Origin of the sequence: Pseudomonas tohonis, from assembly GCF_012767755.2 — a bacterium.
Taxonomy (GTDB): Bacteria; Pseudomonadota; Gammaproteobacteria; order Pseudomonadales; family Pseudomonadaceae; genus Metapseudomonas; species Metapseudomonas tohonis.
In genome coordinates, this window is record NZ_AP023189.1 from 6,060,709 (window position 1) to 6,076,746 (window position 16,038).

Below are 16,038 nucleotides of genomic sequence, written 5' to 3' on the forward strand. Positions count from 1 at the left end.
GAGCCGACATGCCGCGAATCCTGGCCCGTAAAGACCCGGGGGCCTTCAAGACCCTACCCCTCCACGTGGAAGCCACCCCCGACGGCCTGACCTACCAGGCCCTTGGGTTGCCGCTGAACTTCACCCAGATGCTGGAACGCCGCCGACGCCCGGTGGAGGTCGCCGACAGCCAGCGCTTCGCCGTCGAGCTGGCCAACCTGGGCGTCTCCGTGCGCCTGACCCTGGAGCTGCAGGGTCGCGAGTACTGGGTGCTGGTGCGCCAGCGCCGGCTGGACCGCGGCGACACCGTGCTCAAGCTGATCTCCGGCTACGTACCGGCCCATGAACTCAACCTGCCGCTGCTCACCGCCATCCAGGAAGTGGCCGAGGAGTGCCTGATCGAGACGCCGGACGGCTGGCTCGGCGGGCGCTTCGCCGACACCTGGCTGCCCACGCCCTACCAGCGCCAGCTGCACTATCGCGAAGCCAGCCACTTCCGCCTGAGCCCCTTGTCAGGCGCCGCACGCCCGGTGCAGAGCGGCAGCCTGACGCTGCTGGAGCGCCCGCGTGCCTACGTGCACCTGCCCACCGCTTCGCTGCAACTGGTGTACGACATGAGCCTGGAGCTGCCGCGCGATGCCCGCCAGGTGAGCTTCTTCCACGTTGACGAAAGCCTGCACGACGGCGAGCTGGTTGCCGCCCTCGAACGCCGCCGTCCGGACATCTACCTGCTGCCTCGCGACCATGGCAAGCCCACCGGCGAGCTGCTGACCCTGCGCAACGGCGAGTTCAAGCCGGCCAGTACCCGGGGCGTCTGGCTTTCGGAAAGCTTCGCCGAACAGGACGGCTGGCTGGTGCGTGACGAACGCATCCGCTGGAAGGACTGGCTGGCCCGTGTCGGCACCGCTGAACGAAGCAGGCGCCTGGCCTGCTGAAAGTCCGAAGAATGCCCCCGCATAGGTGGGGGCGCGCACCGGGGCGGGTACCGCAGGCGCCGCAAAAAAGAACCCCGCCGGAGCGGGGCCAATCGGGCACTACAACAGAATCACTTGAGTTCGCTGGAGCTCTTGCCGAGCAGGCGACGGGCGACGATCAGCAACTGGATCTGCTGCGTCCCTTCGAAGATGTCGAGGATCTTCGAATCCCGCGCCCACTTCTCGAGCAGCTCGTCCTCGCCATACCCCAGCGCGCCGACCAGCTCCACGCACTTGAGCGTCACCTCGTTGGCCACGCGCCCGGCCTTGGCCTTGGCGATGGAGGCCTCCTTGGAATTGGGCAGCTTGTTGTCCGCCATCCAGGCAGCCTTGAGGGTCAGCAGGCGCGCCGCCTCCCACTCGGCCTCCAGCCGGTAGAGAGTGGCTTCGGCGTGGGTCACGCTGAGCAACGGCTTGCGGTAGTCGAACCTGCAGCCGGCCTTCTTCAGCAGCTCACGGGTGCGATCCAGCGAAGCCTTGGCCACGCCGATGGCCATGCCGGCCACCAGCGGACGGGTGTTGTCGAAGGTCTCCATGACCCCGGCGAACCCCTTCTGTACATCGATCTCCGCGTTGCCCAGCAGGTTGGCCGCCGGCACCCGGCAATCGCTGAAGCTGATGGACGCCGTGTCGGACGCCTTGATGCCCAGCTTCTTCTCCAGGCGGGTGACGCTCATGCCCGGCGTGCCCTTCTCCACCACGAAGGACTTGATCGCCGCACGCCCCAGGCTCTTGTCCAGGGTCGCCCAGACCACCACCGCATCGGCGCGCTCGCCAGAGGTGACGAAGATCTTCTCGCCATTGAGCACGTAGTGGTCGCCATCCTTCACCGCCGTGGTGCGAATGGCGGCGGAGTCCGAACCGCAGCCCGGCTCGGTGATGGCCATGGCCGCCCAGGTACTGCCGAAGCGCTTGAGCTGCTCCTCGTTGGCCACCGCCGCGATGGCGGCGTTGCCCAGCCCCTGGCGCGGCATGCCCAGCAGCAGGCCGACATCGCCCCAGCAGAGTTCGATGACCCCGAGCAGCGCCGAGAGGTTGCCGCCGTTGCGCACGCCCTCCTCCACCTGGCCGCTGCCGCGCTTGCTGGCGGACGTGGCGCCGACGGCGTCGGGGGAACCAGCGTTCATGCCGTCCAGCAGGGCGGCGAGCAGGTCCAGCTCCTTGGGATAGGCGTGCTCGGCCTTGTCGTACTTGCGGGAAATGGGGCGGAAGTAGTTGGCCGCCACCTGGTGCGCCTGGTTGGCCAGGCCACGGAATTTCTTCGGGGTTTCAAGGTTCATCACAAAGTCCTCAGAACCGGATTTCGATCATGCGAGCTAGAGGCATGCAAGGCGAAAACCGGCGAGAAAGCGCAATTTACGCGCTGTAAATGAGCATTCCGAGCCGGCTTTCAACGCTGCAGGCCCGACGCGCAGCCGATCGAAACCGGTTCTCACAGGTGCAAGCCGCCGGCCATGATGGCCACGGCGCGGAGGTCGCGGTACCAGCGCTCGGCCGGGTGCTCCTTGGTGAAGCCATGGCCACCCAGCAGTTGCACCGCGTCGGTGCCGATCTTCATCGCCTTCTCGGCGCACAAGAGGCGCGCCAGGTAGGCCTCGCGCTGGAAGGGCTCGCCACGCTCGGCCCGGGCGCAGGCGCGCCAGACCATCATGCGCATGGCATCCAGCTCGATGGCGATGTCCGAGACCATGAAGGCGACACCCTGGCGGTGGCTGATGGGCTCGCCGAAGGCGACGCGCTCGTTGCAGTAGGTGACGACGTAGTCCAGCGCCGCCTGGCCGGTGCCCAGGGCCAGGGCACACCAGGCGAGGGTGGTGAAATCGAGGAAGCGTGGGTAATCGAAGTCGGCGGCGGCCAGGCGATTCTCCGTCGGCACCTTGACGCCCTTCAGCAGCACCCGCGCCGTCGAACAGGCCTTGAGTCCCATGGCGGGCTCGGCCTGGCGCTCCAGCCCCTTGGCACCGCCCTCGACGAGGAACAGCGCCGGGCCATTCTCGGCCTCGGCGGCGACGATCAGCTGGCTGGCATTGAGCCCCTCGAGCACCAGGCATTTCTCACCGGTGAGCTGGTAATGCTTGCCCTTGCGCCGGGCCTTGGTGGCCAGGCGGTGGGGGTCGGCCAGCACGCCGGGTTCGCTGACGGCGATGGCCACCAGCGGCGGACGTTCCTCGCTGACGAAGGCCGGCAGCCAGCGCGCCTGCTGCTCGGGCGAGGCCCAGCGGCGGATGCAGTTGGCGGCGGAAAGCGGCACCAGCAGCGAGGCGGCCAGGGACATGTCACCCTGGCCCAGCGCCTCGGCGATCAGCGCGTTGCTGACGGTGGTGCGCTCGCCGGCCATGCCGCCGTGCACCTCGCCGACGCCGTAATGGGCGAGGCCCAGCTCCAGCGCCTGGTTGAGCAGGTCGGCGGGGATGGCACCGCGCGCATCGGCGTCGTGGGCGGCCGGGCGCAGCACTTCCAGGGCGAAGCCCTGGAGCATCTCCCTGATCATCTGCTGCTCGTCGCTCAGCGACAGGTCGAAGAGCGCATCCGGGTCGGCCTTGCGCGGCGTCTTGGCGGCCTTGCCGGAACGCTCGGCGACCATCTGGAAGCCGGCGCGGCTGCCGGTGTAGAGAAGCTTCTCGAAGGGCTTGCGCAGCTTGAACCGGTCCGGCCAGTCGGCCTGGGCGACGCGGTTCAGCACGGACAGGGCGCGTCCCTGTGCATCGGTACTCATGGGCATCTCGCTCCACGCAGGGTGAGGATGCCTGGATGATGCGCGCCGGACACAAGCGCGCCTATGACCGACGGGACGCGGGCGAGTGGCACGACGGCCACTCGCCCGGGGGGAGGATCAGCGGCTGCGGATCTTCTCGACGATGGCGGTGGTGGAGCTGTTCTCCACCAGGCCGAGGACTCGCACTTCGCCGCCGTAGGCCTTGACGATGTCGGCGCCCACCACCTGCTCGATGCCGTAGTCGCCGCCCTTGACCAGGATGTCCGGCTTGACCTGGCCGAGCAGGCGCTCGGGGGTGTCTTCGCTGAAGCTCACCACCCAGTCGACGGCGCCGAGGCCGGCGAGCACGGCCATGCGCCGGTCCACCGAGTTGATCGGACGGCCGGGCCCCTTGAGGCGGCTGACCGAGGCGTCGTCGTTGACCGCCAGCACCAGGCGGTCGCCTTGGGCGCGGGCCTGCTCGAGGTAGGTCACGTGGCCGGCATGGAGGATGTCGAAGCAGCCATTGGTGAAGACGATCTTCTCGCCGTGGGCGCGGGCGTCTTCGATGGCCAGCAGCAGCTGGTCGAGGCTCAGCACCCCACGCTCGGAGCCCTGCTCGCGCTGCACGGCGCGGCGCAGTTCGGGCGCGCTGATGGCGGCGGTACCCAGCTTGCCGACCACGATGCCCGCGGCCAGGTTGGCCAGGGCCACGGCCTGGGGCAGCTCCTCGCCGGCGGCCAGGCTGGCGGCCAGGGTGGAGATCACGGTGTCGCCGGCGCCGGTGACGTCGAACACCTCGCGGGCGCGCGCCGGCAGGTGCAGGGCGGGCTGGTCGGGGCGCAGCAGGGTCATGCCGTGTTCGCCACGGGTCACCAGCAGGGCGCCGAGGTCCAGTTCGCGCATCAGCTGCGCGCCCTTGGCGACGAGGTCGGCCTCGTCGGCGCAGCGTCCGACTATGGTTTCGAATTCATTGAGATTGGGGGTGATCAGGCTGGCGCCGCGGTAGATGCCGAAGTCCTTGCCCTTGGGGTCGGCGAGCACCGGGATGCCCTTGCGCCGGGCGGCCTGGATCAACGCCTGGTGGTTCTTCAGCGCGCCCTTGCCATAGTCGGACAACACCAGCACCTTGACCCCGGCGAGCAGGCGCTCGACCTCGACGGCCAGGGCCTCGGCATCGGTCTCGAAGGGCTCTTCGAAATCCATGCGCAGCAACTGCTGGTGGCGGCTCATGACCCGCAGCTTGACGATGGTCGGCTGCGTGGCGATGCGCTGGAAGCGCGCGTCGACGCCAGCGGCACCCAGACTGGCGAGCAGGCTGGCGGCGGCCTCGTCTTCACCGGTCACCCCCACCAGGGCCGCGGGAGCGCCGAGGGCCGCGATGTTCAGCGCCACGTTGGCGGCACCGCCCGGGCGGTCTTCGATCTGGTCGACACGCACCACGGGCACCGGCGCCTCGGGGGAGATGCGCGAGGTGCCGCCATGCCAGTAACGGTCGAGCATGACGTCGCCCACCACCAGAACGGGGGCCAGATCGAAACGGGGCATGGTGAGCTTCATGAAGACTCCAGAGCATGAAAAAACGGCGCGGATCATAACATAGCAGCTGACCCGCCCCGTCGCCGGAGGCCGTCAATCGGAAAGGCGTCTCACCCAGAAAAGCTCGTGGCGGCGCACCGCCTTGCGGAAGAAGTCGTCCTCGCCACTCTCCGGCCAGCGACGGGCGGCGAGCAGCCACTGGATGGTCCGGCGCAGGCGCTTCTTGAACGACAGCGGCACCTGCAGGTCATGCTGCATGGCCAGCGCCTGGGCCTTGTCCAGGCGCGCCTGTTCGCACAACACGGGACTCCACAGGTCATCCGCCGGCAACGGCTCGATGCACGGCGGCAGGGCGATGCCGCCTCCGGCCGGGCCCATGGGCCAGCGGTCGTTGTCCACCAGGTGGTTGGCATAGAGCAGTTGCACCGAAGGGGTCCAGCCACTCTTGCAGATGGCCTGGTCGAGGGCGCGGCTGGCCTGGACGTGGTCCGGATGCGGGTCGAGCTGCGGATGCGGCACCACCACCACGTCGGGCTGCAGGCGGGCCAACAGGGCCGCCAGGTCACCCACCAGGTTGTTCCAGGTCGGCGCGCCATCGAGATCGCCAGGCAGTGCCAGGGCGTTGAAGCGGCGGACGCTGCGGATGTCAGCCTCCCCGGATTCCAGCGAGGCGAAAGGCTTGTCCGGCTCGGCCTCCATGGCTTCCAGGCGCAGGCAGTAGTAGCCCAGCTGCAGGCACCGGGTAGCCGGTACGCCGCCCCAGAGCGGCACCGCCAGGCTGCTCCAGCTGCGCAGGCGCCCCTTGAGGCGTGCAGCGGCAGCGGTATCCAGCCCAAGGCGACGATAGACCTGGGCCTCGATCTCGCCCTGGGTCAGGGTGACGATGTGCACGTCGCTGCAACGGCTGTAGAGCCCGAAGGCCGCCAGTTCGGCATCGTCCGCATGAGGCGCGATGACCAGCACCCTCTTCCTGGCGTAGTCGGGGTTGCTGAAGGCATGCAGCGTGGCGGTCGGCGCCAGCCGGCAGAAACGCCCGCGCAGGCGCAACGTGCCAGCGGCCAGGGCGGCCTGAGCCCCGGAGAGGTTGATATAACGGCGCCCGTTCACGCCCCGCTCAAAGTCCTGGCGGTCGATACCTTCGCCACATTCGACCAGCACATGGGGGTCGAGCCAGCGACCGAGCCAGCGGCTGCGGATCACCACTTCCAGCACCAGCGTCTCCGCGTCCTCGGGCCAGGCGGCGGCGCCCGGGTCCAGGCGCCCATCCACCAGGCTCACCGGCAGTGCCCGGGCGCTGGCGGGGAAACGGTACTGGTAGTCATCCCGCGGTGAATAGAAGAGGTGATCGGCGAACCAGGCCTCGTGGGCGATCCAGCCGAGCACGAGGAGCACCGGGGTGGTACTCCAGGAGCCGAACCAGTCCAGCGCCATGAGCACCAGCAAGGCGCCGAGCATGAACAAACGCTTGTGGCGCCGATGGCGGCGCAGGAGCAGCTGCTTGCGTGTTTCCATTCACTCACACCCGAAAGACGGGAACCTTGTTGCACCAACGATCCTTGTATTCCACATCTGCGCGCCCGAACGAATAGCGCAGGGCCTTGCCTCTGGCCCGGGCATCTTCCCAAGCAGCCTGCGTGTTGACGAAGCTGAGGACGCTGCCGGGGCTGAAGTCCCGGCTTTGTGGATCGACGCCGCCGTTGATGTATTCGGCGCTGATCCATTCTGGAGATTCGACCCTGTACACCACCTGAACGGCGATGGGCGCTCCCTCCAGCAACAACAGGCTGCCGCTGAGGAATTCCCGCAGCAGCCCGAACACTTCTTCCAGATGCCCCTTGCCGGGCACATCGAAGCCCCAGCGACGCTCGAACAGTTCGGTATAGACGGCCGCCAGTTCGGCAGGCGCGAGTTCCGCGATCGGCTTCAGGGTGCCACCGGCCTCCTCCAGCAGGCGCAGCTCGCGGCGCTGGTTGTAGCGGAACTTCTTGGAGAACTCCTCGGGCGCACGGCACAGCGCCAGCGAGTCCTTCTGCAGGCGCAGCCCCCGCAGGCGGCTCTGGTTGGGTTCGCCCAGGTAGGCGCCGCGATGGCGCAAGACCGCTCCACTGTCCGGTCGCGCCGGCAGGAGCACCTCGGCGTTGCCGAGATCGAACAGATGACGCTTGCCGGCACGCTTGAGGGCATCCCTCGACAAGGCGAGGTGGCGACCCCAGGTGGGAGCGGCGGCTACCGGCTCGTCACCCTCGAACCAGCCGAGGTAGCGCACCGGGATGCCGGCCATCGCGGACAGGCGCTCCACCACATCCGGTTGGGTCACCAGGCTGCCGCCGAAACGTGACCAGACGGCGGCATAGTCGGCGGCATTCAGTGGGCGCCAGCCGCGTTCACGGCAGGCGCGTATCAGGTTCAGCACAGCCCTGTCCCTGGGATTGGAGGTCTCATCGTCATGCACATATCAGGCACATGTACCGCTCAGCCGCGCTCCGCCACGTGGGCCTTGTCCTCGGCGAACTGGTTGGCGTGCAAGCGCGCGTAGTAGCCATCCAGGGCGATCAGCTCGGCGTGGTTACCGCGCTCGACGATGCGGCCCTGGTCCATCACCAGGATCAGGTCGGCCTTCTCGATGGTGGACAGGCGGTGGGCGATGACCAGCGTGGTGCGGCCATCCATCACCCGGTCCAGCGCCTTCTGGATGTGCCGTTCGGACTCGTTGTCCAGCGCCGAGGTGGCTTCGTCCAGCACCAGCAGCGGCGCGTTCTTCAGCAGCGCGCGGGCGATGGCCAGGCGCTGGCGCTGGCCGCCGGACAACAGCACGCCGTTCTCGCCGACCTCGGTGTCCAGGCCCTGGGGCAGCTTCTCGATGAATTCGCTGGCATAGGCGGCCTCGGCCGCTCGCTCGATGTCCGCGCGCGGCGCCCCGGCGAGATCGCCATAGGCGATGTTGTTGGCCACCGAGTCATTGAACAGATTGACCTGCTGGGTCACCAGCGCGATGTGTCGGCGCAGGTTGCGCAGGCGGTAATCCTGGACCTCGACGCCATCGAGGAGGATCTGCCCTTCGCTGTGCTGGTAGAAGCGCGGGATCAGGTTGGCCAGCGTCGACTTGCCACTTCCGGAACGCCCCACCAGGGCAACCATCTGCCCGGGTTCGGCCGTGAAGCTGATGCCATCGAGCACGGATTTTTCGGTACCGGGGTAGCGGAAGGTCAGGTCACGCACCTCCAGCCTGCCCACCACCCGCTCGCGCTCGACGGTACCGGTATCGGTCTCCGGCACCTCGTCCAGCTGCTCGAAGATGCTCTCGGCACCCGCCACGCCCTTCTGCACCGTGGAGCTGACCTCCGACAACTGGCGGATGGGCTTGGGCAGCATGCCCGCAATAGTGATATAGGCGACCAAATCGCCTGCAGAAGAATCACCCCGCATGTACAAGACCAAGAACATCAACACCGCCATGGCACTGAAAATCACCAGTTGCAGCATCGGCGTGTAGACGGCACCGGTCTTGGTCATGCGCAGCTGCTTGTCGGTATTGCTCTGGCTGGCGTCGAGAAAGCGCGCTTCCTCGTAGGGCTCGCCACCGAAGCTGCGCACCACGCGATAGCCCTGGATGGTTTCGGACGCCACATGGGTGACATCCCCCATGGCCACCTGGATTTTCTTGCTCTGCTTGCGGAACTTGCGGCTGGCCCCAGTCACCATGACGGCGATCAGCGGCAGGATCGCCACCATGACCAACGTCAGCGCCCAGTTCATCCACAGCAAAGTGGCGAACAGGAAGATCACCGTCATGCCTTCACGGATGACCACCTTGATGGCGTCCGTTGCAGCACCCGTCACCATGGTGACGTTGAAGGTGATTCGAGAAATCAGGTGGCCGGAATTGTTGTTATCGAAATAGCGATTCGGCAACACCAGCAAGTTATTGAACAGCGCCACCCGCAAGTCATGAACCAACCCAAGGGAAACCTTAGCCAGAAAATAGTTACCCAGATAGGAGCCCAGGCCCTGCCAAGCTGCAATCAGCACGATGAGCAATGGAACCGCCTGCAGTAGCTGCAGATCCCGCAGATAAGGGACGCTTGGGAAGAGCACAGCTTCAGGATTGCTCAGCCCATCCACAAAGTACTTGAGGATCCCACCGAGCATGGGTTGCGTGGAGGCGAAGATGATGAAGCCCAAAATGCTGATCAGGAACATACCCACATAGGGGCGGACGTAGCCCAACAGGCGCAGGTATATTCGTAGGCTTGAAGTCGATGGCTGATCGTGACGACTCATAGGGCTCGGTACTCGAAAAAGAGCGCAGATTGTAGCACAGAGCCCCCAAGCCACTGACAACCGTGCCTCGCCCTTGGGTATGATACGCGGCCACTGAACGAGGCCCTTCGATGCAAGCTCTGAATCATGAGACTTATCTGGAGCTCAGCTCTGGAGCTGAAGTGCTGGAACGAGACGGACATGGAGAGAAGGTGCTGCACCTGGTCGACGGCAGCATCTTCAAGCTGTTCAGGCGCAAGCGGTTCCTTTCTTCCACTGCTTTTTATCCCTACGCGCAGCGTTTTTCTGACAATGTCGAACAACTCAAGAATAAGGGCATTCCCTGCCCCGAAATGATCGGCGTCTATCGAATCAAGGGAATTGATAGGGATGTGGTGCATTACAAACCACTTCCGGGAGAAACACTAAGGCATGTAAAAAACAGGCTAGATAATGATGACGACCTCCGGAGACGCTTGGGCATATTCATCGCAGAGCTTCACGCCAAAGGAATCTACTTTCGTTCCCTGCACCTTGGAAATATCGTCCTTACTCCCGACGAGAAACTGGGGCTCATAGATATTGCAGACCTGAAGAGCCTGAACAAGGCGCTCAGCCAGTCCATGCGACTGCGGAATTTCCATCATCTGTTGCGATATCACGAAGACCGAAAATGGCTGATCCCTGAACAGAACACGGTTTTTCGAAATGCTTATCTATCAGCCGCAGAGCTTGGCAACTGCGCAACCTTTAGAGACCGTTTGAGTTCCATATGAGTGATGAAAAACAGCCTTGCAACCTTGCCACACCATACAGCCGATTCGAAAAAGCCGCCGAGTGGCTGACCATCAACATTCTTCCTGTAGGCTTATTTGTGCTGCTGACAGGAATGTTCTGGGTTTGGGATCGCGCGCTCTACCACAAAGCTTATTATCTCTTCTTGGCCGCCCCGACTCTGCTCGTCCTATTGATGCAACCCAAATGGATAAGGCACCTTTTTTCATCTCCCCTGCTCATCGCATTCGCGGCGTTTAGTATCTACACGCTGATCACTTTGAACTGGACAAGTTCCGAGGACTCTGGCAGCTCTCTTGCAAAGCGTCCTCTCTACGTTCTCTTTCTATTTTTCGCTACTGGCCTGCTGGCACATGCCGCACCAGACAGGATCATGAAAAGCATGCGCTACAGCGCATGGCTCGCAAGCCTCGCTGGCGCCATGACGCTAGCATTCCATCTATATAGCGGAGCATCCGACCGTCTAACAGGCTACGGCGCGCTCTACAACCCGCTCCTGAGTTCTCATGTCTATGGCTTCTTTCTCGTTATATGGGGAGCCCTGTGGTTTTCGAAGAAGCAAATACTCGATATCCCATCAATCGGATCATTGGCTATCCTAGGTGCCCTTATAATCGCCACGGGTTCAAGAACACCATTGTTGGCAATTGCGTCGGCAATCATCTGGCTAGCATTAACTCAATGGAACAGGCGCAGCCTTGTCGTACTGGCAACACTCGGACTTGCCGGAACAGCGCTACTTCTACTTTTCCCCGAAGCGCTGACCAACAGGGGACTGTCCTATCGCCCTGAAATCTGGCAGCGGGCCTGGGCGCTCATCATGGAAAAACCCTTGCTTGGGCATGGCTACGATGCGCCCTTAGCAATACCGGTGCCGGGTGTGACGCTTGTAATGGCCGACCCCCACAATATGCTACTGGCGGTGGCCTACTATTGCGGTTTCATTGGCGTGGCATTGTGGCTGGCTCTTTATCTCACAGCCCTTGTAGCAGCCTTGCGCAATCGACAGGAGCCACTCTCCTGCATTGCATCGACGCTATTGGTCTTTGGTTTTGTAGCCAGCATGACGGAAGGAGGAGCGTTTCTTTCTCGTCCGAAAGAACACTGGTTCCTTATATGGATTCCCATGGCACTCATAATGGCGGCTGAAGTCATAGCCCAAAAAAAGCAGCGTCAATCACACAGCCAACCGAAATGATCAAAGGCTGATAGAACGCGCCTGCCGACTCATGAACGAATAAGCAGGCGCCAAATCCCTCTCAATGTCTTCGAATCCCAGAACCTGAGTGGAATATTCGCGAGCAATTCGCGCGCCAGAGCCTTATCTTGTTGCGCACACTTGAGCAGCATCGAGTTTCGGAAGTTCGCGCATACTTTCTCGTAGGCCGGGTGTTCGCTGAAACGATCATAGGTCCGCAGCACGTTATCGACCATGAACCTGTAGTTCTTATAGGTATTATTCTCATGCACCCGATAAAGAGCCAGCACTTCAGCCAAGACATCAATGAAGTAACCTGCATTGGTTATCTTCAGCTCCACCATTAGGTCCTCAAGGCGTACATCCACCTCGAATCCACCGACCTTCTCCAGTGCCTCGCGACGAAATAACAACGTAGGAGCAGGCGCGCCAGGCTTTCGGTTGAGAAACACATCGTCAAAGTCCAGTCGACGAGCAGAACTGCAGCCAACCTTCCCATCGGTCTCCCCGAGAGCATCTATGATACGGATATTTCCCGCGCAGATTCCCACCTCAGGCTTCTCGGACATATATGCAACCTGAGTCTTGATCCGCTCAGGAAGCATGATGTCATCCGAGCCGAAAGGGGCAATCAGGCTTCCTTTCGCCCGAGCAAGGGTCTCATTGAGCGTTCGCGAGAGCCCCTTGTTGGACTGAGTTCTAAAGTCGAACCCATGGATTTTCCGAAGTGACTCGATACGAGAAACGCTTTCATCGCTAGAACCGTCATCCACAACCAACAACTCGATATTCGTATAACTCTGCCCCAACACGCTAAGAATGCTGGCTTCGATGTAAGGGGCGTGGTTGTAAGATGCAATTATTACGCTAACCAAGGGCAACTGTTGGCCACTCATCTGAACCTACTCACATTGGAACTAAGGCGTTCGCGGAGCATTCTCCACAAGGATGGAGGCTGAAACGAAGGCCAGGGCTCATTTATCACGGCAAACATATGTCGCGCCAACCTCACATGACTGAGATGCTCCTTCACAAACCGGCGGCCACTCTCGGAAATGGATAATGCTTGCTTGGAATCGCTTCGCAGATCGGCCAACCTTGTACGCAACTCCTCGACATCTGAATACAAGACCAGATCGATACCATCTCTGAGCCCAATGGCACGCTCCTCTATTCCCTGACGCCAAGCGAATAGAACACATCCACTTGCCATCGCCTCGAAGTTCTTGGCCATGTACTCGCCCAAGCCCACATCTGCACTGATGAAGAACTTGATCCGGTTGAGCATCTCCCAATATGGCCGTCCAGGCTCCGTACGCAGCAGTTGGACAGGTTCGTGCTCAACCAACTGATCCAGAAGGGCCTTTCGCCCTGCATAAGCCGCACTCGCGGTGCGCCCAATGAAGCCCAACTCGATATCACGCTCAACGACTTCACTCCGGACCATACGTGGGTCATAGCCCTTGGGAATGAAGTTGGCATTAAAACCTTCCGCCTTGAGCTTCTCTGCAGTGCCTGCCCCAGTCACTATCATGCGCGCATTTGGAAGGCTGCGGTAGAAACGACTGAACCGCCCCCTCCAACGAGAGCTATCCAGATAGTTCTGACAGGCGTCCTCTTCATATAGCAATAGCCCTGGAATCTGGCGAAGGACGTGAGCCTGCTTGGCGATGTTTTTAAAATGCAGATCAATCAATACGCGGTCATATTTGGCGAGGTCCAGTCCTCGAAAGAACTGCTTCAGGTTACGTTGCTCATCCTTGCTCAGCAGCTTTAGATCGAGATCAACGAACCTCCCCAACTCTTCGTAAACACATGAAATATCGGGCTCTCGCCGTGCGGAGCTAAGAGCCAGAACCTTCATCAACGTCGCTTCAGACACAGAACGAGCGCCTTTCGGGTATATGACCATTTGAGCAACGCGCGCCAATCCGTGCGCAGCGCCTCCCTGTAGTAATGCCAAGCACCAGCATGGTCCCCAGCCAGCATGCAGGTACGAAACAACGACAGGCAACGCTGCGCCTTGTAGCGATGACGCAAGCCCTGTCCTGCGGCAGGCAGACTGCCAAACACTTCGTCGACCAGCTTCAGGTCCACCTTTCGTGCTGCTTCCGCGCTATGGCGCAGGCTGCCGGGGTGCTTGTGGATGCGTGCGAGGGAGAACTCCAGGCGCTGTACCGGCCCATGAGCCAGGGTGTAGGCGAACACGGGGATATCTTCGCTATGACGCAGATGCTCCGGATAGGGACGCTGGAGCAGAAGGTCACGCCTGAACACGCAGGCGCCATGGCTGATGGCTATGGTCTTGTCCAGCAGGTAGGCAGACAGCCGCTCGGCAACACCTTCAGGAACCTGCGAGGCAGGGTGTTCGCGCTCGCGGCCGTCAGGTTGTACCGCTACATGGCCGGCCAGCCATAGCCCAACGCCAGGCTCGGCACGCAGCTGCTCGCACAAGCGGGGCAGCATACCGGGCACTAGCTCATCATCGGCATCCAGCAGCAGAACGTAGTGCCCACCGGCGAGGCGTACGCCGTGGTTCCGTGCAGCAGAGGGGCCAGCGTTCTCCTGCCGCACACCTTGGAAGCGTCCGCCATAGCGCGCGATCAAAGTCTCGAAAACAGCCCGAGTGTCATCGCTGGAGCCGTCGTCGATGACCCAGAGCTCCACATCAGCGCCGGCCTGCGAGAGTATCGACTCGACCGCTCGCGGCAGCACCCCGGCGTAGTTGTATGCCGGGATGACGACACTGAGCAGCGGGCTATCCGACATTGTCATACCAGTCCACGCCATCCTTGACGACCAACACGTCTTCCATGATCAGGTACTGCAGGTCCGAGCCGTAGAACATGTTCAGCGCGTCGGTGGGCGAGCAGATCATCGGCTCGCCACGACGGTTGAGGGAGGTGTTCAGGGAGACGCCGTTGCCGGTCAGTTTCTCCAGTTCGAGCATCAGGTCGTACCATCGCGGATTGTGGCGGCGCTCCAGGACCTGGGCGCGGGAGGTGCCGTCCTCGTGCACGACTTCGGAAACGCGCTCCTTCCACTCGTCGTTGACCTCGAAGGTGAAGGTCATGAACGGGCTCGGGTGGTCCACCTTGAGCATCTTCGGCGCCACGGTGTCGAGCATCGACGGGCAGAAGGGCCTCCAGCGCTCGCGGAACTTGATCTGCTCGTTGATGCGGTCGGCGACGCCGGGGATGCTCGGGCAACCGATGATGGAGCGGCCGCCCAGGGCGCGCGGGCCGAACTCCATGCGGCCCTGGAACCAGGCCACCGGATTGCCGGCGACCATGATGCTGGCGATGCGCTGCGGGGTGTTCTCGATGCGCTTGAACACCGGCTTGTTCGGGTGTTTGGCGCAGGCGGCGATGACGTCCTCGTTGGAGAACGACGGGCCGAGGTAGACGTGCTCCATCTTCTCCACCGGCACGCCGCGCTTGTGCGAGACGTAGGCAGCGGCGCCTACGGCGGTGCCGGCGTCACCGGAAGCGGGCTGGACGAACAGCTCCTTCACGTCCGGGCGGGCGATGATCTTCTGGTTCAGCTTGACGTTCAGTGCGCAGCCGCCAGCGAAGGCGATCTTGCCGGTCTCGCGCAGGATGTCGCCGAGGTAGTACTCCATCATCTCCAGCGCCAGCTTCTCGAACAGCGCCTGCATGCTGGCGGCGTAGTGGATGTAGGGGTCGTCGGCGATGTCGCCCTGGCGTTTCGGGCCGAGCCATTCGATCAGCTTGGGCGAGAAGTAATAGCCCTTGCCGTTCTCCTTGTAGCGGCGGAAGCCGATGACGTTGGCGTACTCGGTGTTGATCACCAGCTCGCCGTTCTCGAACTTGGCCAGGCGGGAGAAATCGTACTTGGCGGCGTCACCATAGGGCGCCATGCCCATGACCTTGAACTCGCCGTCGAGCATCTCGAAGCCGAGGTACTCGGTGATCGCGCCATAGAGGCCGCCGAGGGAGTCCGGGTCGAAGAATTCCTTGATCTTGTGGATCTTGCCGTTCTCGCCCCAGCCGAAGAAGGTGGTGGCGTACTCGCCCTTGCCGTCGATCCCGAGGATCGCGGTCTTCTCCTTGAAGCCGGAGCAGTGGTAGGCGCTGGAGGCGTGGGCCAGGTGGTGCTCCACCGGCTCGATCTTCACCTTCTTGGCGTCGAAGCCCAGTTGCTCCAGGCACCAGACGATCTTGTTGCGGTAGCGCTTGTAGCGACGGTTACCCATGAGGATCGCGTCGAGGGCGCGGTCCGGTGCGTACCAGTAGCGCTTGGCGTACTGCCAGCGGGCCTTGCCGAAGAGGCTGATGGGCGCGAAGGGGATGGCCACCACGTCGACGTCGGACGGCTTGATGCCGGCCTGCTCCAGGCAGAACTTGGCCGATTCGTAGGGCATGCGGTTCTTCGCGTGCTTGTCGCGCACGAAGCGCTCTTCTTCAGCGGCCGCGATCAGCTTGCCGTCGATGTAGAGCGCAGCGGACGGATCATGGCTGAGGGCGCCGGAAAGGCCGAGAATCGTCAGTGCCACAGTGTTAAGCCTCTTCAAAGCAGCTGAAAGCCCGGAGCGGGAAGCGCAGGCCTGCAGCAGTCATAGGGTTCACGCCCCGTAG

13 protein-coding genes are annotated in these 16,038 nt (G+C 62.8%); 3 read left to right on the forward strand and 10 right to left on the reverse strand.

Features of this window, described 5'->3' with window-relative positions:
* Positions 1-8 precede the first annotated feature (8 nt).
* Positions 9-914 (forward strand): metal ABC transporter ATPase, encoded by a 906-nt coding sequence (locus tag HSX14_RS27820; protein ID WP_173171307.1) that lies wholly within the window; start codon positions 9-11, stop codon positions 912-914.
* Between the two features lie 110 nt (positions 915-1,024).
* Here the strand turns inward: HSX14_RS27820 and HSX14_RS27825 are convergent, their stop codons facing one another.
* The 6 genes from HSX14_RS27825 to msbA all read right to left on the reverse strand — a co-directional run bounded on the left by HSX14_RS27825 (position 1,025) and on the right by msbA (position 9,468).
* Positions 1,025-2,233 (reverse strand): acyl-CoA dehydrogenase family protein, encoded by a 1,209-nt coding sequence (locus tag HSX14_RS27825; protein ID WP_173171305.1) that lies wholly within the window; start codon positions 2,231-2,233, stop codon positions 1,025-1,027.
* Between the two features lie 152 nt (positions 2,234-2,385).
* A complete protein-coding gene (locus HSX14_RS27830; RefSeq protein WP_173171303.1) occupies positions 2,386-3,675 on the reverse strand; it encodes an acyl-CoA dehydrogenase family protein in 1,290 nt (429 codons plus the stop codon).
* A 111-nt stretch (positions 3,676-3,786) separates the two neighbouring features.
* The gene (gene hldE, locus HSX14_RS27835) at positions 3,787-5,208 is read right to left on the reverse strand and encodes a bifunctional D-glycero-beta-D-manno-heptose-7-phosphate kinase/D-glycero-beta-D-manno-heptose 1-phosphate adenylyltransferase HldE (protein WP_173171301.1); all 1,422 of its coding nucleotides are present in this window, start codon (positions 5,206-5,208) and stop codon (positions 3,787-3,789) included.
* Between the two features lie 72 nt (positions 5,209-5,280).
* Complete coding sequence (locus tag HSX14_RS27840; RefSeq protein WP_173171299.1) at positions 5,281-6,699, reverse strand: PIG-L family deacetylase; 1,419 nt, start codon at positions 6,697-6,699, stop codon at positions 5,281-5,283.
* Between the two features lie 4 nt (positions 6,700-6,703).
* Positions 6,704-7,600, reverse strand: a complete 897-nt coding sequence (locus HSX14_RS27845; RefSeq protein WP_173171297.1) for a GNAT family N-acetyltransferase — start codon at positions 7,598-7,600, stop codon at positions 6,704-6,706.
* 59 nt (positions 7,601-7,659) lie between these two features.
* Positions 7,660-9,468, reverse strand: a complete 1,809-nt coding sequence (gene msbA / locus HSX14_RS27850) for a lipid A export permease/ATP-binding protein MsbA (protein WP_173171295.1) — start codon at positions 9,466-9,468, stop codon at positions 7,660-7,662.
* Between the two features lie 110 nt (positions 9,469-9,578).
* Between msbA and HSX14_RS27855 the strand changes: the two genes are divergently transcribed.
* Positions 9,579-10,223 carry a BUD32 family EKC/KEOPS complex subunit gene (locus HSX14_RS27855; RefSeq protein ID WP_173171293.1) on the forward strand — a complete coding sequence of 215 codons (645 nt, stop codon included), beginning with the start codon at positions 9,579-9,581 and terminating at the stop codon, positions 10,221-10,223.
* Positions 10,220-11,440: an O-antigen ligase family protein gene (locus tag HSX14_RS27860; RefSeq protein ID WP_173171291.1), complete on the forward strand. Its 1,221-nt coding sequence runs from the start codon at positions 10,220-10,222 to the stop codon at positions 11,438-11,440. Before HSX14_RS27855 ends, HSX14_RS27860 begins: the two co-directional genes overlap by 4 nt.
* 29 nt (positions 11,441-11,469) lie before the next feature.
* Here HSX14_RS27860 and HSX14_RS27865 read toward each other — a convergent pair whose 3' ends face one another.
* From HSX14_RS27865 to HSX14_RS27880, 4 genes are read right to left on the reverse strand one after another with little or no spacing between them, the layout of a single operon-like run.
* The gene (locus tag HSX14_RS27865) at positions 11,470-12,336 is read right to left on the reverse strand and encodes a glycosyltransferase (protein ID WP_173171288.1); all 867 of its coding nucleotides are present in this window, start codon (positions 12,334-12,336) and stop codon (positions 11,470-11,472) included.
* Complete coding sequence (locus HSX14_RS27870; protein ID WP_228723505.1) at positions 12,333-13,322, reverse strand: glycosyltransferase family protein; 990 nt, start codon at positions 13,320-13,322, stop codon at positions 12,333-12,335. Before HSX14_RS27870 ends, HSX14_RS27865 begins: the two co-directional genes overlap by 4 nt.
* Entirely contained in the window at positions 13,304-14,209 is a 906-nt protein-coding gene (locus tag HSX14_RS27875; RefSeq protein WP_173171286.1) for a glycosyltransferase family 2 protein, read from the reverse strand. Before HSX14_RS27875 ends, HSX14_RS27870 begins: the two co-directional genes overlap by 19 nt.
* Positions 14,199-15,956 carry a carbamoyltransferase family protein gene (locus tag HSX14_RS27880; RefSeq protein ID WP_173171284.1) on the reverse strand — a complete coding sequence of 586 codons (1,758 nt, stop codon included), beginning with the start codon at positions 15,954-15,956 and terminating at the stop codon, positions 14,199-14,201. Before HSX14_RS27880 ends, HSX14_RS27875 begins: the two co-directional genes overlap by 11 nt.
* Between the last annotated feature and the right edge of the window lie 82 nt (positions 15,957-16,038).